Origin of the sequence: Rhodococcus chondri, assembly GCF_036327435.1 — a bacterium.
In the GTDB taxonomy this organism is placed as follows: Bacteria; Actinomycetota; Actinomycetes; order Mycobacteriales; family Mycobacteriaceae; genus Rhodococcus; species Rhodococcus chondri.
This window is the reverse complement of the sequence record NZ_JAUZMZ010000097.1, coordinates 1-18,485: the sequence shown is the minus strand read 5'-3', so window position 1 is coordinate 18,485 and position 18,485 is coordinate 1. Positions and strand designations below refer to the sequence as shown.

Annotated in this window: 17 protein-coding genes and 2 tRNA genes; 6 read left to right on the top strand and 13 right to left on the bottom strand. The window is 67.2% G+C overall.

Annotated elements, in window-relative coordinates:
* Positions 1-45: 45 nt before the first annotated feature.
* Positions 46-642 carry a 3-isopropylmalate dehydratase small subunit gene (gene leuD, locus Q8814_RS16810; RefSeq protein ID WP_330153150.1) on the bottom strand — a complete coding sequence of 199 codons (597 nt, stop codon included), beginning with the start codon at positions 640-642 and terminating at the stop codon, positions 46-48.
* Between the two features lie 25 nt (positions 643-667).
* Entirely contained in the window at positions 668-2,086 is a 1,419-nt protein-coding gene (gene leuC, locus Q8814_RS16805; RefSeq protein ID WP_330153149.1) for a 3-isopropylmalate dehydratase large subunit, read from the bottom strand.
* A 129-nt stretch (positions 2,087-2,215) separates the two neighbouring features.
* On the opposite strand from leuC, the gene Q8814_RS16800 reads away from it, so the two are divergent.
* The 3 genes from Q8814_RS16800 to Q8814_RS16790 all read left to right on the top strand — a co-directional run bounded on the left by Q8814_RS16800 (position 2,216) and on the right by Q8814_RS16790 (position 3,707).
* Positions 2,216-2,917 (top strand): IclR family transcriptional regulator, encoded by a 702-nt coding sequence (locus tag Q8814_RS16800; RefSeq protein WP_330153148.1) that lies wholly within the window; start codon positions 2,216-2,218, stop codon positions 2,915-2,917.
* Between the two features lie 33 nt (positions 2,918-2,950).
* Positions 2,951-3,463 (top strand): pyridoxamine 5'-phosphate oxidase family protein, encoded by a 513-nt coding sequence (locus Q8814_RS16795; RefSeq protein ID WP_330153147.1) that lies wholly within the window; start codon positions 2,951-2,953, stop codon positions 3,461-3,463.
* Positions 3,464-3,539: 76 nt separating this feature from the next.
* On the top strand, positions 3,540-3,707 hold the full coding sequence (locus tag Q8814_RS16790) for a DUF5302 domain-containing protein (RefSeq protein ID WP_330153146.1): 168 nt from the start codon (positions 3,540-3,542) through the stop codon (positions 3,705-3,707).
* Positions 3,708-3,762: 55 nt separating this feature from the next.
* Here the strand turns inward: Q8814_RS16790 and Q8814_RS16785 are convergent.
* The 4 genes from Q8814_RS16785 to Q8814_RS16770 form a co-directional block, all read right to left on the bottom strand.
* A tRNA-Glu gene (locus Q8814_RS16785) sits at positions 3,763-3,835 on the bottom strand.
* Positions 3,836-3,921: 86 nt separating this feature from the next.
* A tRNA-Gln gene (locus Q8814_RS16780) sits at positions 3,922-3,993 on the bottom strand.
* Positions 3,994-4,170: 177 nt separating this feature from the next.
* Positions 4,171-5,643, bottom strand: a complete 1,473-nt coding sequence (gltX, locus tag Q8814_RS16775) for a glutamate--tRNA ligase (RefSeq protein WP_330153145.1) — start codon at positions 5,641-5,643, stop codon at positions 4,171-4,173.
* Positions 5,644-5,722: 79 nt separating this feature from the next.
* Positions 5,723-6,499 (bottom strand): fumarylacetoacetate hydrolase family protein, encoded by a 777-nt coding sequence (locus tag Q8814_RS16770; protein WP_330153144.1) that lies wholly within the window; start codon positions 6,497-6,499, stop codon positions 5,723-5,725.
* A 116-nt stretch (positions 6,500-6,615) separates the two neighbouring features.
* On the opposite strand from Q8814_RS16770, the gene Q8814_RS16765 reads away from it, so the two are divergent.
* Positions 6,616-7,797 carry an MFS transporter gene (locus Q8814_RS16765; RefSeq protein WP_330153143.1) on the top strand — a complete coding sequence of 394 codons (1,182 nt, stop codon included), beginning with the start codon at positions 6,616-6,618 and terminating at the stop codon, positions 7,795-7,797.
* Positions 7,798-7,863: 66 nt separating this feature from the next.
* Here the strand turns inward: Q8814_RS16765 and Q8814_RS16760 are convergent, their stop codons facing one another.
* The 6 genes from Q8814_RS16760 to Q8814_RS16735 all read right to left on the bottom strand — a co-directional run bounded on the left by Q8814_RS16760 (position 7,864) and on the right by Q8814_RS16735 (position 15,260).
* Positions 7,864-8,874 (bottom strand): 3-isopropylmalate dehydrogenase, encoded by a 1,011-nt coding sequence (locus Q8814_RS16760; protein ID WP_330153142.1) that lies wholly within the window; start codon positions 8,872-8,874, stop codon positions 7,864-7,866.
* A gap of 72 nt (positions 8,875-8,946) precedes the next feature.
* Positions 8,947-10,539, bottom strand: a complete 1,593-nt coding sequence (serA, locus tag Q8814_RS16755) for a phosphoglycerate dehydrogenase (RefSeq protein ID WP_330153141.1) — start codon at positions 10,537-10,539, stop codon at positions 8,947-8,949.
* Positions 10,540-10,685: 146 nt separating this feature from the next.
* Complete coding sequence (locus Q8814_RS16750) at positions 10,686-11,630, bottom strand: hypothetical protein (RefSeq protein WP_330153140.1); 945 nt, start codon at positions 11,628-11,630, stop codon at positions 10,686-10,688.
* A gap of 143 nt (positions 11,631-11,773) precedes the next feature.
* Positions 11,774-12,775 (bottom strand): ketol-acid reductoisomerase, encoded by a 1,002-nt coding sequence (gene ilvC / locus Q8814_RS16745; RefSeq protein ID WP_330153152.1) that lies wholly within the window; start codon positions 12,773-12,775, stop codon positions 11,774-11,776.
* Positions 12,776-12,825: 50 nt separating this feature from the next.
* Positions 12,826-13,329: an acetolactate synthase small subunit gene (gene ilvN / locus Q8814_RS16740; protein WP_330153139.1), complete on the bottom strand. Its 504-nt coding sequence runs from the start codon at positions 13,327-13,329 to the stop codon at positions 12,826-12,828.
* Positions 13,326-15,260, bottom strand: a complete 1,935-nt coding sequence (locus tag Q8814_RS16735; RefSeq protein WP_330153138.1) for an acetolactate synthase large subunit — start codon at positions 15,258-15,260, stop codon at positions 13,326-13,328. The genes ilvN and Q8814_RS16735 overlap by 4 nt, the downstream gene beginning before the upstream one ends.
* Before the next feature lie 264 nt (positions 15,261-15,524).
* Between Q8814_RS16735 and Q8814_RS16730 the strand changes: the two genes are divergently transcribed.
* Together Q8814_RS16730 and ilvD are read left to right on the top strand one after the other, a co-directional pair.
* On the top strand, positions 15,525-16,013 hold the full coding sequence (locus Q8814_RS16730; protein ID WP_330153151.1) for a PH domain-containing protein: 489 nt from the start codon (positions 15,525-15,527) through the stop codon (positions 16,011-16,013).
* Between the two features lie 105 nt (positions 16,014-16,118).
* Positions 16,119-17,960 carry a dihydroxy-acid dehydratase gene (gene ilvD, locus Q8814_RS16725; RefSeq protein ID WP_330153137.1) on the top strand — a complete coding sequence of 614 codons (1,842 nt, stop codon included), beginning with the start codon at positions 16,119-16,121 and terminating at the stop codon, positions 17,958-17,960.
* An 80-nt stretch (positions 17,961-18,040) separates the two neighbouring features.
* On the opposite strand, the gene Q8814_RS16720 is transcribed toward ilvD, so the two are convergent.
* A partial coding sequence (locus Q8814_RS16720) for a DoxX family protein (protein WP_330153136.1) occupies positions 18,041-18,485 on the bottom strand: 445 nt, incomplete at its 5' end.

Below are 18,485 nucleotides of genomic sequence, written 5' to 3'. Positions count from 1 at the left end.
GTGGGGGGGGGCCCCCCCCCGCCCGGTGCCTGCGGGGACGTCCGATCAGGGCGTCGGGAGGGTCAGCGGTTTCCAAGAAGGCCTTGACTTTTCGTACTCGGAAATCGCCTCTACCTGGCGTAATGTCAATCCGATATCGTCGAGACCCTCCAGCAGACGCCATCGGGTGTAGTCGTCAATTTCAAACGGCACCACGGTTGTTCCGGCGGTCACTGTCCGATTTTCCAGGTCCACTTCGAGTTCCAGACCGGGCTGCTGCTCGATGAGTTTCCAGAGCAATTCGACGTCGTCCTGCCCCACCTGAGCCGCGAGCAGGCCGGCTTTTCCGGCATTGCCACGGAAGATATCCGCGAAACGCGACGAGATCACAACCCGGAATCCGTAATCGGACAACGCCCACACGGCATGCTCTCGCGACGAGCCGGTGCCGAAATCGGGGCCTGCGACCAGAATGCTGCCGCGGTCGAACGGCGGGACGTTGAGTACGAACGACGGGTCGTTGCGCCATGCGGCGAACAGTCCGTCCTCGAATCCTGTGCGCGTGACGCGTTTCAGGTACACCGCCGGGATGATCTGGTCGGTGTCGACATTGGACCGGCGCAGCGGGACGCCGATGCCCGTGTGAGTAGTGAAGGCTTCCATCGAAATTCTCCTCGGGTCCCGTGTTCTAGTCGAGATCGGCCGGTGCCGACAATGTGCCGCGCACCGCGGTTGCGGCCGCAACGGCCGGCGAGACGAGGTGGGTGCGTCCACCCTTGCCCTGGCGGCCCTCGAAGTTGCGGTTCGACGTCGATGCCGAGCGCTCCCCCGGCGCAAGCTGGTCCGGGTTCATGCCGAGGCACATCGAGCAACCCGCCTGACGCCACTCCGCTCCTGCTGCGGTGAATATCTCACCGAGACCTTCGGACTCGGCCTGGGCACGAACCCGCATCGATCCGGGCACGACGAGCATCCGGAGACCGTCTGCGACCTTGCGGCCCTTGAGAATATCGGCGACCGCGCGCAGATCCTCGATTCGGCCGTTGGTGCACGAGCCGACGAAGACGGTGTCGATCTTGATGTCGCGCAGCGGCATTCCGGGCTCGAGATCCATGTAGCGCAGCGCCTTCTCGGCGGCCTGACGCACGTTGTCGTCGGGGATCTCGTCCGGCACCGGCACCGTCGCGCTCAGCGGTGCACCCTGCCCGGGGTTGGTTCCCCACGTCACGAACGGGGTGAGCGCACTGCCGTCGATATGGACCTCGGCATCGAAAACCGCGTCGTCGTCGGTCTTCAGCTGTTCCCAGGCGGCGACCGCGGAGTCCCAGTCGGCACCCTGCGGGGCGTGCGGGCGGCCCTTGATGAATTCGTAGGTGGTCTCGTCCGGCGCGATCATGCCGGCGCGGGCGCCCGCCTCGATCGACATGTTGCAGATGGTCATCCGCGCTTCCATCGACAGGTTCCGGATGGCCTCACCGCGGTATTCGAGGACGTATCCCTGTCCGCCGCCGGTGCCGATCTTCGCGATGATCGCGAGGATGAGGTCCTTGCTCGTCACGCCCGGAGGAAGTTCTCCGTCGACGGTGATCGCCATCGTCTTGAACGGGCGCAGCGACAGTGTCTGCGTCGCCATGACGTGTTCGACCTCGCTCGTGCCGATACCCATCGCGATCGCGCCGAAGGCGCCGTGCGTCGAGGTGTGACTGTCGCCGCACACCACGGTCATTCCCGGCTGGGTCAATCCGAGCTGCGGCCCGACCACGTGCACGATGCCCTGATCGAGATCGCCCATCGGATGGAGTCGGACGCCGAACTCTTCGCAGTTGCGGCGCAGCGTGTCGACCTGCGTGCGCGACACCGGGTCCGCGATCGGCTTGTCGATGTCGGTCGTGGGGACGTTGTGGTCCTCGGTCGCAATGGTGAGGTCCGGACGCCGCAGCTTCCGTCCCGCCAGCCGCAGACCGTCGAATGCCTGCGGGCTGGTGACCTCGTGCACGAGGTGCAGGTCGATGTAGATCAGGTCGGGCTGCCGCGCCGAACCCTCTCCCTCACCGCGCACGACCACGTGCTGGTCCCACACCTTTTCCGCCAGAGTCTTTCCAGCCATCTTCTCCACCTGTCGTACGTGACGAACGCGGATCCCGGATCTCGGGGCCGTCCGAGCCGCGCATGGTGTCGCCTCCGCCCTCGCCGCATGCGATATGCTTCCCAATATGCGAGACGGAGGTATCGACCTATGAGACAGCATAGCGGGATCGGGGTGCTGGACAAAGCGATGACCGTCCTACATGCGGTCGCCGAGCAGCCCTGCAACCTCAACGACTTGTGCGCGCGCACCGGCCTTCCGCGGGCCACCGCGCACCGTCTCGCCGTCGGACTCGAGGTGCACCGTCTGCTTGCGCGCGACGGCGACGGACAGTGGCGCCCGGGCCCCGGACTCGCAGAACTCTCGGCCGGTGCCGGCGATTCGCTCGTCGAAGCCGCGTCGCTCGTGCTTCCCCGCCTTCGCGAGATCACCGGCGAGAGCGTGCAGTTGTATCGCCGCGAGGGCACCCAACGAGTCTGCGTCGCAGCACTCGAACCCCCCACCGGGCTGCGCGACACCGTCCTGATCGGCGCTCGACTGCCCATGACCGCCGGATCCGGCGCCAAAGTGCTACTCGCCTGGGCAGATATCGCGACCCAGCGCGCCATCCTGCCCGACGCCGCATTCGGCGAACGTGTGCTGGCCGAGGTCCGTCGACGGGGATGGGCGCAGAGCGCCGCCGAGCGAGAGCCCGGCGTCGCCTCGGTCGCGGCCCCCGTGCGCGACAGCACGGGTGCCGTCGTGGCCGCGATCTCCGTCTCGGGCCCCATCGATCGCATGGGGCGCCGCCCGGGCGCACGGTGGGCCGCCGACCTCCTCGCGGCCGCCGATGCTCTCCACAAACGCCTCTAGTCCACCGGTGCGGGCTGTGCCAGAGTTCTCCGCATGGGAACCAACCGCCGTGCCGAAATCACGATGACCGAACCGGAAATCACCGAGTTGCTCCACCGGAGCCGTGTCGCCACCCTGGCCTCACTCGGCCCCACGGGCACACCGCATCTGGTGGCGATGTGGTACGCCGTGCTGGACGGGGAGATCTGGTTCGAGACGAAGGCCAAGTCCCAGAAGGCGGTGAACTTGCGTCGGGACCACCGCATCACGGCACTGGTCGAGGCCGGCGACACGTACGACTGTCTGCGGGGTGTCTCCATCGAGGGGCACGCCGAGATCGTCGACGACCGCGACACCCTCTTCGCGGTCTGCCGCGACGTGTGGGAGCGGTACACCGGCCCCTACACCGACGACGTCCGCCCGGCCGTGGAACAGATGATGCACAACAGGGTGGCGGTGCGCGTGGCGCCCCACAGGGTCCGCTCGTGGGATCACCGCAAGCTCGGTATGCCCACCATGGAGCTCGGTGGCACCACCGCCGCCTATCTCGGATCCGCGGCGAAATGACGACCGGATCGAAATCCGGGCGACAGATCGCCCCGGCACGCGCTAGATTCCGGTTCAACGGACGGAGGGAGAAATCATGAGCGAACCGTCGAAAGACCGCAACAAGAAGAAGTTCCTCGAAGCACTCGAGCGCAAGAAGCATCGGGACAGCCACGGGACGGCCCACCTGGATGCGGGCTCGAAGGCTCACGGTCCACAGCCGACCGCCGATCATCACCGTGAGTTCCGGCGCAAGAGCGTGTGAGATGGCCCGACAACGAAAAAGACCCTCCGAGCAATGCTCGGAGGGTCTTCGCTTGTACCCCCGATGGGATTCGAACCCACGCTACCGCCGTGAGAGGGCGGCGTCCTAGGCCGCTAGACGACGGGGGCCTGAGAACTTCTTCTCTGTCGCTTCCCGGAGGAAGCTCAGCCAGCTTAGCTGGCCGAGGTGCCGTGGGCAAACCACCGCATCTCCGCTGGGGTACCAGGACTCGAACCTAGAATGGCTGAACCAGAATCAGCTGTGTTGCCAATTACACCATACCCCAATGGCCTGTCCTGTCGGCCTGCGCGCTGGGCGCCTGGCCTCCGTTCCGAACCGAGAGAAAGATTAGCACCAACCCGGTGTCAAACTACAAATCGCCTGGTCAAAGCACGTAAATTCGGCGTAGATGCACGTGTGCCCGTCCACTGCGGTGAACGGGCACACGGTCGGGCGGGACCGATCAGGCGATACCGGCCCGCGCCGCGCGCAGGCGCGCGAGCGACTTCTCGCGCCCGAGCAGTTCCATCGACTCGTACAGCGGAGGGCTGATGTGCGAGCCCGTGACGCCGACCCGGACCGGAGCGAACGCCTTACGCGGCTTGAGACCGAGATCGTCGATCAGAGCGGTCTTGAGGGCCTCCTCGATGCTCACGGTGGTCCACTGTGCGAGCCCGTCGAGGGCCGTGAGGGTCGCGTCCAGGACGGGTGCGGCATCCTCCTTGAGATTCTTCGCGGCGGAGGACTCGTCGATCCGGAAATCGGCGTCGTCGACGAACAGGAACTTCAGCAGATCCCAGGCGTCGGAGAGCACGACGATGCGGGTCTGCACCAGCTCCGCCGCTGCCGCGAAAAACTCGTCGTCGACGTCCGGGGAGAGATGCCCGTGCTCGACGAGGAATTCTTGCAGCCTCGACGCGAACTCGGCCGGCTCGAGAAGCCGGATGTGCTCGGCGTTGATCGCGTCCGCCTTCTTCTGATCGAAGCGCGCGGGGTTCGAATTGACTTTGGAGATCTCGAACGCGGCCACCATTTCGTCGAGCGAAAACACGTCGCGGTCGTCGGCGAGGCCCCAGCCCAGCAGTGCGAGATAGTTGAGCAGGCCCTCGGGAATGAAGCCGCGGTCGCGATGCAGGAACAGGTTCGATTCGGGATCGCGCTTCGACAGTTTCTTGTTGCCCTGCCCCATGACGAACGGCAGGTGCCCGAACTCGGGAACGAAATCGGCGACACCGATACGCTGCATCGCCTCGTAGAGGGCGAGCTGGCGCGGGGTGGACGAGAGCAGGTCCTCGCCGCGCAGCACGTGGGTGATCCGCATCAGGGCGTCGTCGACCGGGTTGACCAGCGTGTACAGCGGGATACCGTTGGCGCGCGTGAGCGCGAAGTCCGGAACGGTGCCGGCCTTGAAGGTGGTCTCGCCACGCACGAGGTCCGTCCACGTGAGGTCGTGGTCGGGCATGCGCAGGCGCACCACCGGCTTGCGGCCCTCGTCGAGGAAGCCCTGACGCTGCGCCGGGCTCAGATCCCGGTCGTAGTTGTCGTAACCGAGCTTCGGGTCGCGACCGGCCGCCTTGTGCCGCTCCTCGACTTCCTCGGGGGTCGAGAAGGATTCGTACGCCTCGCCCGCCTCGAGCAGCTTCGCGACCACATCGAGGTGCGTATCGCGACGCTGGGACTGCCGGTACGGCTCGTAGGGGCCACCCACCTCCGGACCTTCGTCCCACTCGAGGCCCAGCCAGCGCAGTGCATCCAGAATCGCCTGATACGACTCCTCGCTGTCGCGGGCGGCGTCGGTGTCTTCGATGCGGAACACGAACGTACCGCCGTGGTGCCGCGCGAACGCCCAGTTGAACAGGGCGGTGCGCACGAGACCCACGTGGGGAGTTCCGGTCGGGGACGGGCAGAAACGGACGCGTACTTCGCTGGTGGTCATGGCTCACTCGGGTCGAGGGACGGCAAGAGACCGTTCCAGGCTATCCCGAGCGTTCTTCCGCCGAACGCAGGACCGCTGCTCAGGCGCCTTTCGCGACGACAGGATTGGTGAGAGTGCCGATTTTTTCGACGGTGACCGACACGGTGTCGCCCGGCCCGATCGGCCCCACGCCCTCGGGCGTCCCGGTCAGGATCACGTCGCCGGGAAGCAGCGTCATCACGGACGACACCCACTCGATGAGTTTCGGAATGTCGTGAACCATCAACGAGGTTCGGCTGCGCTGACGCTGCTGCCCGTTGACCTCCGCCGAGATCTCGAGGTCCGAGGGGTCGAGTTCGGTTTCGATCCACGGTCCGAGCGGGCAGAACGTGTCGTGGCCCTTGGCGCGGGTCCACTGGCCGTCCTGTGCCTGATGATCGCGCGCCGAGACGTCGTTGGCGACGGTGTATCCGAGGATCGCCTCGCGGGCCTTGGCCGCCGGCACGTCCTTGCAGGGACGGCCGATGACGACGGCGAGCTCGGCCTCGTGATGCACGAGAGAGCTGTTCCGTGGGATCACGATCGGCAGTCCGGGTCCGATGATCGAGGTGTTCGGCTTGAGGAAGATCACCGGCTCCTCGGGGACCTCGTTCCCGGATTCGGCGGCGTGGGCAGCGTAGTTCCGTCCGACAGCGATCACCTTGCTCGCAAGGATGGGAGCCAGGAGCCGGACGTCGGCGAGAGGCCAACTGCGACCGGTGAACGTCGGGGTGCCGAACGGGTGTTCGGCGATTTCTTTCGCGGTTGCCGCGTCCCCCTCCCCCTCGATGCTGACGAAAGCGACACCGTCCGGACTGGCGATTCGACCAAGGCGCATGCTCGGGAGTCTATCGGTGAGGGCGTGTCCCGACCGACGCGCGGGTTCGGGAAGCGGGTATAGAGTGACCCCAATGTTTCATCATACGGGATTACTTCTCAGATAGTGAGATTTGTATGGACAGCGTAATCACCATTGGCAACAGGCGCTGGCTGATCCTGGCGCTCGGCGTGGTCGCCCAGGCCGCGCAGGCCACCGTCATCAACGGCGTCGCCTTCCTCATCCCTACCCTCCAGGACGACAGCGGGTTCACCCTCGCACAGGCCGGAACCCTCGCCGGCGCACCGCTTTTCGGTGGCGTACTGACTCTCGTCGCGTGGGGCGCAGTAGCCGACCGCTTCGGGGAACGCGTCGCGCTCACCGCCGGTCTCGGTATAGCCTCCCTGGCGGTCGCGGCCGCGGCCGCGACCGCCACTACTTCTGCCCCGATACTCGGCCTACTGCTCGTGGTCGCCGGCGCCGGCGCGGTGAGTGCCAACGCCGCCAGCGGACGTGTCGTCGTCGGCTGGTTTCCACCGGCCCAGCGGGGCTTGGCCATGGGTATCCGTCAGATGTCGGTGCCGCTGGGAGTCGCCGCCTCGGCGCTCGCCATTCCGCCGATCGCCCGCGATCACGGAATCGGTTGGGCCCTGGCCTTTCCCGCGGTCGTCTGTGGCGTCGCCGCACTCGCCTGCGTCATCGGTATCACCGATCCGCCCAGGCCCGATCGCGCCGAGGCGGCCCGGACCGGGGCGCTCGACAATCCGTATCGCGGCGGAGCAACGCTGGCACGTATCCACATCGCGTCGATTCTGTTGGTGATTCCGCAGTATGTGGTGTGGACCTACGCGCTCGTGTGGCTGATCACCGACCGGGGCTGGGACGAGACGGGCGCCGGTCTGGTCATCACGGCGGCGCAGGTGCTCGGCGCGCTCGGGCGTGTTGCAGTGGGGGCGTGGTCCGATCGGGCGGGCAGCCGGCTCGGGCCGCTGCGCACCGTGTCGATCGTGGTGGTGGCGTCCATGGCCCTGCTCGCGGCGTCCGCCTCGTTCGAGTCACCGGTGGCGGTCGCGATGCTCCTGGTGGCGTCGGTGGCCACGTCGAGCCCGAACGGCCTGGCCTTCACCGCCGTCGCGGAGATCGCGGGGCCGTACTGGGGAGGTCGGGCACTGGGGATCCAGAACACCGGGCAGTTCGTCCTGGCCGCTGCGGTGGCTCCGACGTTCGGCGCGCTGATCAGCGTCGTCGGGTTCCCCATCGCGTTCGCGATCGCGGCGCTCGCGCCCGCAGCGGCAGTCCCGGTGGTACCGAAGGACTGAGCCGTACATGGCAACCCGGCCGTGCGCGGTTTCGGTAGTTGGAACTACCGAAACCGCGCACGGGTGTCAGAGGGCCGCGGTGATGCGGTCGCCGATCTCGGAGGTGACGATCGGGTCCGTGCCCCGCGACGCGAGGTCGGCCTCGACCGCCCGCTCCACGCGCTCGGCCTCTTCGTCACGCCCGAGGTGACGCAGCAGCAGCGCGGTCGACAGGATCGCCGCGGTGGGGTCGGCGATGCCCTTGCCCGCGATGTCGGGCGCGGAGCCGTGCACGGGCTCGAACATCGACGGGTTCGTTCCCGACGCGTCGATGTTGCCGCTCGCCGCCATACCGATACCACCGGTGACGGCACCGGCGAGGTCGGTGATGATGTCGCCGAACAGGTTGTCGGTCACGATGACGTCGAACCGGGCCGGGTCGTCGACCATGTAGATGGTGGCCGCGTCGATGTGGCAGTACGCGGTCTCGACCTCGGGGAAGTCCTTGCCGACCGTCTCCACCGCCCGGGTCCAGATCGCCCCGGCATTGGACAGCACGTTGGTCTTGTGGATCAGCGTGAGGTGCTTGCGCCGGGTCTGCGCGAGCTCGAACGCATACCGCACAACGCGTTCCGCACCGAACCACGTGTTCACCGAAACCTCGGTGGCGATCTCGTGCGGGGTCCCGACCCGGATCGCACCGCCGTTACCGGTGTACGGACCCTCGGTGCCTTCGCGCACGACGACGAAGTCGATCTCGGGCTGCGCGGCGAGCGGCGACCGCGAGCCGGGGTACAGCCGCGACGGCCGGAGGTTGACGTGGTGATCGAGCGCGAAGCGCATGTTCAGGAGCAGACCGCGCTCGAGGACACCGGGCGTGACCGAGGGGTCACCGATCGCGCCGAGCAGGATCGCGTCGTGTTCGCGGATCGCCGCGAGATCGGCGTCCGGCAGCAACTCGCCGGTGGCGTTGTATCGCTTCGCGCCCAGGTCGTACTCGGTCGTTTCGAGATCCGCGACGAGCTTGCGCAACACTTTCAAAGCCTCGGCCGTGACCTCGACACCGATTCCGTCACCGGGGATGACTGCAAGTTTCATGGGTTCTATTCACTTCCTGTGCAGCGGTGGGCGCGGCACGCTCGCGGCCACCGAACTATGCAAGACGGATGATCAGGACAGGTCGACCTGGGCGACGCGCGCGTCGAGCTGTTCGACGATCTGCTCGACCTCGGCATCGTCCACGACACGATCGGTGCGCAGGATGACGGTCGCGCCCGGGCCCTCGACGTCCTGGCTCAGCGCTGCGGCCTGGATGTCGATGCCCGCGTTGCCGAGGACGGTGCCGAGCGTTCCGAGAACGCCCGGACGATCCTGGTAGTGGACGATGAAGTTGTGACCCTCGGCGCGCAGGTCGAAGCTGCGACCGTTGATGTTGACGATCTTCTCGATCTGCTGGAGACCGGTGAGCGCGCCCGCGACCTGCGTGACGTGGCCGTCGGCCGCCACAGCGCGCACCTCGACGGAACTGCGGTGGGTCTGCGCTTCGCTGACCTTCTCGACCTCGACGGTGACGCCACGCTGCTCGGCGAGCTGCGGGGCGTTGACGAAGGTGACGGGCTCGTCGCTGCTGGCCGAGAAGAGTCCGCGCAGGGCGGCCAGGCCGAGGATGTCGACGTTCTCGGCGGAGAGCTCACCGCTCGCGACGACCTGCACGTTCTGCACGGCTTCGGGCGAGAGGGTGCCGGCGAGCAGGCCCAGCTTGCGGACCAGCTCGAGCCAGGGGGCCACCTCTTCGCCGACGGGACCGCCGGAGACGTTGACGGCGTCCGGCACGAACTCGCCGGCGAGGGCCAGCAGCACACTCTTCGCGACATCGGTGCCCGCCCGATCCTGCGCCGCGGAGGTGGAGGCGCCGAGGTGGGGGGTGACGACGACGTTGTCGAGGTCGAACAGCTTGGAGTCGGTGCAGGGCTCGGTGCCGAACACGTCGAGACCGGCGGCGCGGACCTGGCCGGAGACCAGCGCGTCGTACAGTGCGTCCTCGTCGATGAGGCCACCGCGGGCCGCATTGACGATGATCACGCCCTTCTTGGTCCGGGCGAGCCGGGCGGCGTCGATGAGACCGGCCGTCTCCTTGGTCTTCGGCAGGTGCACGGAGATGAAGTCGGCGCGCTCGATGAGCTCGTCGAGCTCGACGAGCTCGATGCCGAGCTGTGCGGCGCGTGCGGCCGGCAGGTAGGGGTCGTACGCGATGATGTGGGTTTCGAAGGCTGCGAGACGCTGCGCGAAAAGCTGACCGATGCGGCCGAGGCCGACGACACCGACGGTCTTGCCGAGGATTTCCGTGCCGTTGAAGCTCGAGCGCTTCCAGGTGCGCTCGCGCAGCGTGCGGTCGGCGGCAGGAATCTGCCGGGCTGCCGAGACCAGCAGCGAGACGGCGTGCTCTGCCGCCGAGTGGATGTTCGAGGTGGGCGCATTGACCACCATGACGCCGCGCTCGGTGGCTGCGGCGATGTCGACGTTGTCAAGGCCGACGCCTGCACGTCCGACAATCTTCAGGTTCGGGGCTACCGCGAGGACCTCGGCGTCGACGGTGGTCGCGGAGCGGACGAGCAGGGCATCCGCTTCGGGCACCGCAGCCAGCAGCGCGGGGCGGTCCGGGCCGTCCACCCAGCGCACCACGACACCGTCACCGAGCGCGTCAACGGTCGATTGCGCAAGTTTGTCGGCGATCAGGACAACGGGACGGCCATTCTGGCTCACGGGCGAACTCCCTGTAGTTGAGTATCTGGCGGTTCGTCGACGGCGTGGGCACCTGCCGGCACGCGTATTTCAGCCGTGACCGCCCATAGTTTAGTGCCCCGGGCTGTCAGGCGGGGCCACCGGGATAGGTTCGCCGACACCGGCACCTACTGGAACGACACGAAGACCGGTTTCGGGTGGATCGCCATCGTCTCCTCCGGCGTGAACATCGGCAGGTCCTCGTCGTAGAAGTTCTTCCACGCCAAGTGGATCTGCGGTTGGAGCCCGGTCTGCAGGGCCTGCCACGTCTCCAGTTTCTGCCCCGGGTTGCCGTGGCCGTCCGCGTGCAGCACCACCGACACCTCGGGCCGGGATGCGTCGACGAACTCGCGTCCGGTGATCATCGACATACGGAACTGATGCAGGACGAGCAGTTTCTGTGGAAGGTGGTGCCGCTGCACCAGGTCTGCGAGGTACGCGATCACGTCGTTGACCTCCGCGGCGTCGACCGATCCGATCTGCACCATGTGGCGCTGTCCCGAGGCGAGCCTCCACTCCGGGTCGAGAGCGAGACCCACGTTCGGCCGGGTGAGGAATTCTTCGTAGATACGTGCCTGTTCGAGGAAGTGTGTGTGCCCGGGCTGCAGGTCCAGCACGACGTAGACACCGGCGGCCTCCGCTGCGTCGATCACCGGCCGGAGCTGCTCCGGATCCGTGATCCGCGAATACCGGCCGTCGGCGCCCGGCTCGGCCGAGGCGACCGTCGCGATGATCTCGAAGGCGGGGAGCACGGGCTCGTGCGAGAACGCCTGGTATTGCGCGGCGAGGTCCCGGACCCGTGCGATCGCTGCGGCGGTGTCCTGCTCACCGAACGCCCCGAGAGCCGGTCCGGACGGATGACCGTACAGCGCAACGAATCTGCGGTCGGGGAACATCGTGTAGCCTCCGCCGACGAGTTCTGCTCGCACAGGCACCCTTTCGACCGGCGCATTGGCGAGTTCGATCGGTGGCGACGCCGGGGCCGGTGCGCATCCTCCGAGAACCATCGCGCTCGCCACCGCCGCCACGACGGCGCTCGTCAACCGTGCTGAAGCCCCTCGCCGAATCGACATTGCGCCACCGTACCGAGCGGCGGTACGCCGACCACGGGGGCGCGCCCGGCCCTCCGACTCGTTACCGGATCGACGCCGACGAACGACACCGGCCCGGCACATCCACGAGGACGTACCGGGCCGGCGAAAAGCGGCGTAACCGATCAGGCGGTTTCGGTGATCGGGCGATCGACCCAGCTCATCAGGTCGCGCAGCTGCTTGCCGACGACCTCGATGCCGTGCTCGGCGTTCTGCTTGCGCAGGCCCTCGAGCTCTTTGTTGCCACCCTCGACGTTCGCGACGAGGCGCTTGACGAAGGTGCCGTCCTGGATGTCCTTGAGGATTTCCTTCATCCGCTCCTTGGTCCCGGCGTCGATGACGCGCGGTCCGGAGAGGTAGCCGCCGAACTCCGCGGTGTCGGACACCGAGTAGTTCATGCGGGCGATGCCACCCTCGTACATGAGGTCGACGATGAGCTTGAGCTCGTGGAGGACCTCGAAGTAGGCCATCTCGGGGGCGTAGCCCGCCTCGACCATGACGTCGAAGCCGGTCTTGACGAGTTCTTCGGTGCCACCGCAGAGGACGGCCTGCTCACCGAACAGGTCGGTCTCGGTCTCTTCCTTGAACGTGGTCTTGATGACGCCGGCGCGGGTGCCACCGATGCCCTTGGCGTAGGACAGCGCGAGCGCCTGTCCCTCACCCTTGGGATCCTGGTGGACGGCGATCAGGGCCGGGACGCCCTTGCCGTCGACGAACTGACGGCGCACGAGGTGGCCGGGGCCCTTCGGCGCGACCATGGCCACCGTGACGAACTCGGGGGCGGTGATCAGATCGAAGTGGATGTTGAGGCCGTGGCCGAAGAACAGCGCGTCGCCGTCCTTCAGGTTCGGCTCGATGTCGTCCTTGAAGATCGACGCCTGCGCGGTGTCGGGAGCGAGCACCATGATGACGTCGGCCCACGCGGAGACCTCGGCCGGAGTGCCGACGGTCAGGCCCGCTTCCTCGGCCTTGGCCCGCGACTTGGAGCCTTCCTTCAGGCCGATGCGCACCTCGACGCCGGAGTCGCGCAGGCTCAGCGAATGCGCGTGACCCTGGCTGCCGTAGCCGATGACAGCGACCTTACGGCCCTGGATGATCGACAGGTCGGCGTCGTCGTCGTAGAACATCTCGACTGCCACAGTGGTTACCTCTTTCAGAAAATATGGGTGTGTTCAGGCTAACGGGTGGCCGTGATGGACTTGGGACCGCGTCCGACGGCCACCACGCCGGACTGCACGATCTCCCGGATTCCGTGCGGCTCAAGCATGCGCAGAAGCGCGTCGAGTTTCGAGCGGGTTCCGGTGGCCTCGATCGTGAGCGATTCCGGCGACACGTCGATCACCTTGGCGCGGAACAGGTTCACCGTTTCGATGACCTGGGTCCGCACACTGGCGTCGGCTCGCACCTTGATCAGCAGGAGTTCGCGGGCGACCGACGCCTCGTTCTCCTGCTCGACGATCTTGATGACGTTGACGAGCTTGTTGAGCTGCTTGGTGACCTGCTCGAGCGGGAACTCGTCGACCGTCACCACGATCGTCATGCGCGAGATCTCCGGAACTTCGGTGCCACCGACCGCGAGGGATTCGATGTTGAAGCCGCGCCGGGAGAACAGCGACGCGACTCGGGCCAGCACGCCCGGCTTGTCCTCGACGAGAACACTGAGGGTGTGGCTCGTGCTCACTTGGCTTCCTCCTCGGCTGCAGCCTGGCTGCGTGCACGGTCGCGCTCGATGGTCTCGTGGATGACGGTCGGATCGTCGGCCGCCGCGTCGTCGTCGAACAACGGACGGATGTCGCGGGCCGCCATGATCTCGTCGTTGCTCGTGCCCGCCGCGACCATCGGCCACACCTGGGCATCCTTACCGACGATGAAGTCGATGACGACCGGCCGGTCGTCGATCGCCTGCGCCTGACGGATCGCATCCTCGACGTCCTCTTCGCGTTCGACGCGGATACCGACGCAGCCGAGCGCTTCGGCCAGCTTCACGAAATCGGGGATGCGCAGCGTGTGCGTGCCGAGATCGGTGTTGGAGTAACGCTGTTCGTAGAACAGGGTCTGCCACTGACGGACCATGCCGAGGTTGCCGTTGTTGATCAGCGCCACCTTGATCGGCACACCCTCCACGGCACACGTGGCCAGTTCCTGATTGGTCATCTGGAAGCAGCCGTCGCCGTCGATGGCCCACACCTCGGCCTCGGGCTTGCCCATCTTGGCGCCCATGGCGGCCGGTACGGCGTATCCCATGGTGCCCAGACCGCCGGAATTCAGCCAGGTACGCGGCTTCTCGTAGTCGACGAACTGCGCGGCCCACATCTGGTGCTGCCCGACACCGGCGCAGTAGATCGCGTCCGGACCGGCGAGCTTGCCGACGGCCTGGATCACGTACTGCGGCGAGAGCGAACCGTCGGTCGGCCGGTCGTAGCTGAGCGGATACGTGCGGCGGATCCCGTCGAGGTAGGCCCACCATGCCGAGTACTCGAGCTTGGTGCCCGTCGCCAGGTCGGCGCGGATGGCCTCGATGAGCTCGACGATGACCTCTTTGCAGTCACCCACGATCGGCACGTCGGTGTGCCGGTTCTTACCGATCTCGGCCGGATCGATGTCGGCGTGGATCACCTTCGCGTCGGGTGCGAACGAATCGAGCTGACCCGTCACGCGGTCGTCGAATCGGGCGCCCAGCGTGATGAGCAGATCGCTTCGCTGCAGCGCCGCGACCGCTGCGACGTTGCCGTGCATGCCGGGCATACCGCAGTGCAACTGGTGGCTGTCGGGGAACGCGCCGCGCGCCATCAGGGTGGTGACCACGGGGATACCGGTGAGCTCGGCGAGCTCGAGCAGTTCGGCGGACGCCTCCGCCTTGATGACACCGCCACCGACGTACAGGACGGGGTTCTTCGCATCGGCGATGAGCCGTGCGGCTTCCCGGACCTGCTTGCCGTGGGGCTTGGTCACCGGCCGGTAGCCGGGCAGGTGCATCTCCGGCGGCCAGCTGAACGTGGTCTGGGCCTGCAGGATGTCCTTCGGGATGTCGACCAGAACGGCACCGGGCCGGCCGGAGGCGGCGAGATAGAACGCCTCGGCGAGGATGCGCGGGATGTCGGCACCGTCGGTGACGAGGAAGTTGTGCTTGGTGATGGGCATCGTGATGCCCGAGATGTCGGCTTCCTGGAAGGCGTCGGTGCCGATCAGTGGTCGCCCGACCTGCCCGGTGATGGCGACCATCGGCACAGAATCCATCTGGGCATCGGCGAGCGGGGTGACGAGGTTCGTCGCACCGGGACCGGAGGTCGCCATGCACACGCCGACCTTGCCGGTGGCCTGCGCGTACCCGGTGGCAGCGTGACCGGCGCCCTGCTCGTGACGGACGAGCACGTGGCGCACCCGCCTCGAATCGAACAGTGGGTCGTAGACCGGCAGGATCGCACCTCCGGGAATGCCGAAGATCGTGTCGACGTCGAGCTCTTCGAGGGCGCGGACGACCGACTGTGCACCGGTGACCTTCTCGGGAGGTACCTGGCGTCGGTTACCGGGCTGCGCTGCGGCAGCCGCGGGAGTCGGGGTGGCCCCCGGCTTTCGCGGCGAGGGATGAGGCCGTGCGGTTGGTGCGCTCACTGCGAATTCCTCTGATTCTGGCTCCGGGCAACAAAAAACCCTCGTCAGCAGTGTGCTGTACGAGGGTGGCGCGTCGTGGGCGAGTTGCTATAAGCGGCTCAGGCGACGACGCGCCGGCCGATTACGAGCAACCCATTCTGATTCACGCGCTCGACGGTAGGCGCGTGGAGTGCAGACAGTCAACTTGGTTCGGTCACTGTCCCAGAATGTGAGATGCCGCGGCTGCGATGAGAGGATGGTGAGGTGTCATCTCCACAGCAGCCCGTGCCACCACCCACATCCTCCCACACGCCCGAATCGACGACGCAGGTCATCCAGATCTCCAGGCTGTCGTTCCTCGCGTGCGGACTCCTCTTCCTCGCCCTGGCGTCCCCCGCCCTCGCCTGGCCTGCGGCATTCGCATGGACTCTGATCATCCCGTTCCTGGTGGCCGCCTGGGTCGTGCGCGTGCGCACGGTCGTCGGCCCCGACGGCATCGTCGCCCGCTCGACGCTGCGCACCACCACCATCGGGTGGGACGCCCTGAAGGGGATCCGCTTCCCCAAACGGGGCTGGGCTCGCGCCGCGCTCACCGACGACTCCGAGGTCGCGCTGCCGGTGGTGACGTTCGGCCGTCTGCCCCAACTGGCCGCGGCGAGCGGCGGACGCATCACCGACCCGTACGCCGCGGCCGACGAAGCCAGGCGGAAGGAAGCCGCCGCCGAGCGTGCAGAGACCGAGTCCGAAACCGAGTCGGATATCGACGCGAAATAGCACAGAGGTAAATTCGTCGGTACTGCCTCCCGACCGCTGCCGCAGCCCGGCACGCCGGTGCAGTGAGCCGCTTGCGCATCCAGCCCCGTTAAGGAAGTCCTGCCCATGCCCCCGTTGAGGTCACGCACCACCACCGTCGGACGAAACGCAGCCGGGGCGCGCTCCCTGTGGCGCGCCACCGGATTGACCGACTCCGACTTCGGCAAGCCGATCGTCGCGATCGCGAACTCCTACACCCAGTTCGTTCCCGGGCACGTCCACCTCAAGGACGTCGGCGAGATCGTCGCCGAGGCGGTCAAGGCAGCCGGTGGTGTCGCGCGCGAATTCCACACCATCGCAGTCGACGACGGCATCGCGATGGGGCACGGGGGCATGCTGTACTCGCTGCCGAGCCGCGAAATCATCGCCGACTCCGTCGAATACATGGTCAACGCACACACCGCCGACGCGCTCGTGTGTATTTCCAACTGCGACAAGATCACTCCGGGCATGCTCAATGCCGCGATGCGCCTGAACATCCCGACCGTCTTCGTCTCCGGCGGGCCGATGGAGGCCGGCAAGGCCGTCGTCGTGAACGGTGTGGCCCAGGCGCCCACCGACCTGATCACCGCGATCTCCGCATCGGCCAGCGAGGCCGTCGACGACGCCGGCCTCGACGAGGTCGAGCGCAGCGCGTGCCCGACGTGCGGATCCTGCTCGGGCATGTTCACCGCGAACTCGATGAACTGCCTCACCGAGGCACTCGGTCTCGCATTGCCGGGCAACGGCTCGACCCTTGCCACTCACGAGGCGCGGCGCGCGCTGTTCGAGCGGGCAGGCACCACGGTGGTCGACGCCGCACTGCGGTACTACCGCGACGACGACGAGTCGGTGCTCCCCCGCAACATCGCCACCCCCGCGGCGTTCCGCAACGCGATGGCACTCGACGTCGCGATGGGTGGGTCGACCAACACGGTGCTGCACACGCTCGCGGCCGCGCAGGAGGGTGAGGTCGACTTCGATCTCGAAACCATCGACGCGATCAGCCGCAGGGTGCCGTGCCTGTCCAAGGTCTCCCCGAACTCCGACTACCACATGGAGGACGTGCACCGGGCCGGCGGTATCCCGGCGATCCTCGGGGAACTCCGCCGCGGCGGCATGCTCGAAACCGACGTCAGCACGGTCCACACCGCGAGCTTCGATCAGTGGCTCGACGACTGGGACATCCGCTCCGGCAAGGCCACCGAGGAAGCACTCGAGCTGTTCCACGCGGCGCCGGGCGGAGTGCGGACCACCGAACCGTTCTCGACGAACAACCGCTGGTCGTCACTCGACACGGATGCCGCGGCAGGGTGCATTCGCGACGTCGAACACGCCTACACCGTCGAGGGTGGCCTGGTGGTGCTGCGCGGCAACATCGCTCCCGACGGCGCGATCCTCAAGACCGCCGGTATCGACGAGGACCTGTTCCATTTCGAGGGGCCCGCGCTGGTCGTCGAGTCGCAGGAGGAGGCCGTGTCGGTCATCCTCGGCAAGAAGGTCCGTCCCGGTGATGTCGTGGTCGTGCGGTACGAAGGTCCCTCCGGGGGTCCGGGCATGCAGGAGATGCTTCACCCCACCTCGTTCCTCAAGGGTGTCGGCCTCGGCAAGGTCTGCGCGCTGATCACCGACGGTCGCTTCTCCGGTGGCACCTCGGGCCTGTCCATCGGGCACGTCTCTCCCGAGGCGGCGTCCGGGGGTGTCATCGGCTTGGTCGAGAACGGGGACCGGATCCGCATCGACGTCGCCACCCGCGCTCTCGAGGTGCTGGTCGACGACTCGGTCCTCGCGGAGCGCCGCGCGAAGATGGAAGCCTCCGAACGTCCGTGGCAGCCCGTGAACCGCGAGCGCACGGTGTCGAAGGCGTTGCGCGCGTATGCCGCGCTGGCCACCTCCGCGGACAAGGGTGCGGTGCGCCGGATCCCGTAACGCCCACCGGCGAAGCTGCAATCTTGGTGAGAAAGGAGGAGCCGGGCACGGGCCCGGCTCCTCCCTTCTTCGTGTGTGGGTCAGCGCGCGAAAAGCCAGAGGCAGACGCCGGCCGCTACCCCGAGCAGCAACGCCACGAACGAGCCCAGGAACGGCCGTGTGGCCCACTTCCGCGGTCCGTCCACCGCGATACGTCCAGGTCCGGTGAGAGTGAGGGCGACCGCGGCGGCCGTGAGAAGCACCTCGTACTCGAACCCGGAGTCCTCGGTCGCGAAATACTGCACGCCCGGGTCGAGATCGTGCTTGAACAGCACCGCGTTGATCATGATCGCGACGATTGCCGCCGCCGCGAGGGGCGTGAGCAGCCCCAGCACGAGCAAGGCCCCGGCCGCCAGTTCGCCGATGGCACCGACGACAGCGAGCAGTTCCGGCCGCTGGTAGCCCGCGCTTCGCACCATTTCCTCGAAACCGTCGAGGCCCGGCCCTCCCCAGAGGCCCACCAGCTTCTGCAGGCCGTGGACGATC

What these genes read in the sequence shown, in the direction of transcription:
- Q8814_RS16760 (WP_330153142.1), bottom strand. Translation starts at nt 8,874, where the DNA reads ATGAAACTTGCAGTCATCCCCGGTGACGGAATCGGTGTCGAGGTCACG.
- Q8814_RS16750 (WP_330153140.1), bottom strand. Translation starts at nt 11,630, where the DNA reads ATGTCGATTCGGCGAGGGGCTTCAGCACGGTTGACGAGCGCCGTCGTG.
- ilvD (WP_330153137.1), top strand. Translation starts at nt 16,119, where the DNA reads ATGCCCCCGTTGAGGTCACGCACCACCACCGTCGGACGAAACGCAGCC.
- ilvC (WP_330153152.1), bottom strand. Translation starts at nt 12,775, where the DNA reads ATGTTCTACGACGACGACGCCGACCTGTCGATCATCCAGGGCCGTAAG.
- Q8814_RS16765 (WP_330153143.1), top strand. Translation starts at nt 6,616, where the DNA reads ATGGACAGCGTAATCACCATTGGCAACAGGCGCTGGCTGATCCTGGCG.
- gltX (WP_330153145.1), bottom strand. Translation starts at nt 5,643, where the DNA reads ATGACCACCAGCGAAGTACGCGTCCGTTTCTGCCCGTCCCCGACCGGA.
- Q8814_RS16790 (WP_330153146.1), top strand. Translation starts at nt 3,540, where the DNA reads ATGAGCGAACCGTCGAAAGACCGCAACAAGAAGAAGTTCCTCGAAGCA.
- leuC (WP_330153149.1), bottom strand. Translation starts at nt 2,086, where the DNA reads ATGGCTGGAAAGACTCTGGCGGAAAAGGTGTGGGACCAGCACGTGGTC.
- Q8814_RS16800 (WP_330153148.1), top strand. Translation starts at nt 2,216, where the DNA reads ATGAGACAGCATAGCGGGATCGGGGTGCTGGACAAAGCGATGACCGTC.
- Q8814_RS16795 (WP_330153147.1), top strand. Translation starts at nt 2,951, where the DNA reads ATGGGAACCAACCGCCGTGCCGAAATCACGATGACCGAACCGGAAATC.
- Q8814_RS16770 (WP_330153144.1), bottom strand. Translation starts at nt 6,499, where the DNA reads ATGCGCCTTGGTCGAATCGCCAGTCCGGACGGTGTCGCTTTCGTCAGC.
- leuD (WP_330153150.1), bottom strand. Translation starts at nt 642, where the DNA reads ATGGAAGCCTTCACTACTCACACGGGCATCGGCGTCCCGCTGCGCCGG.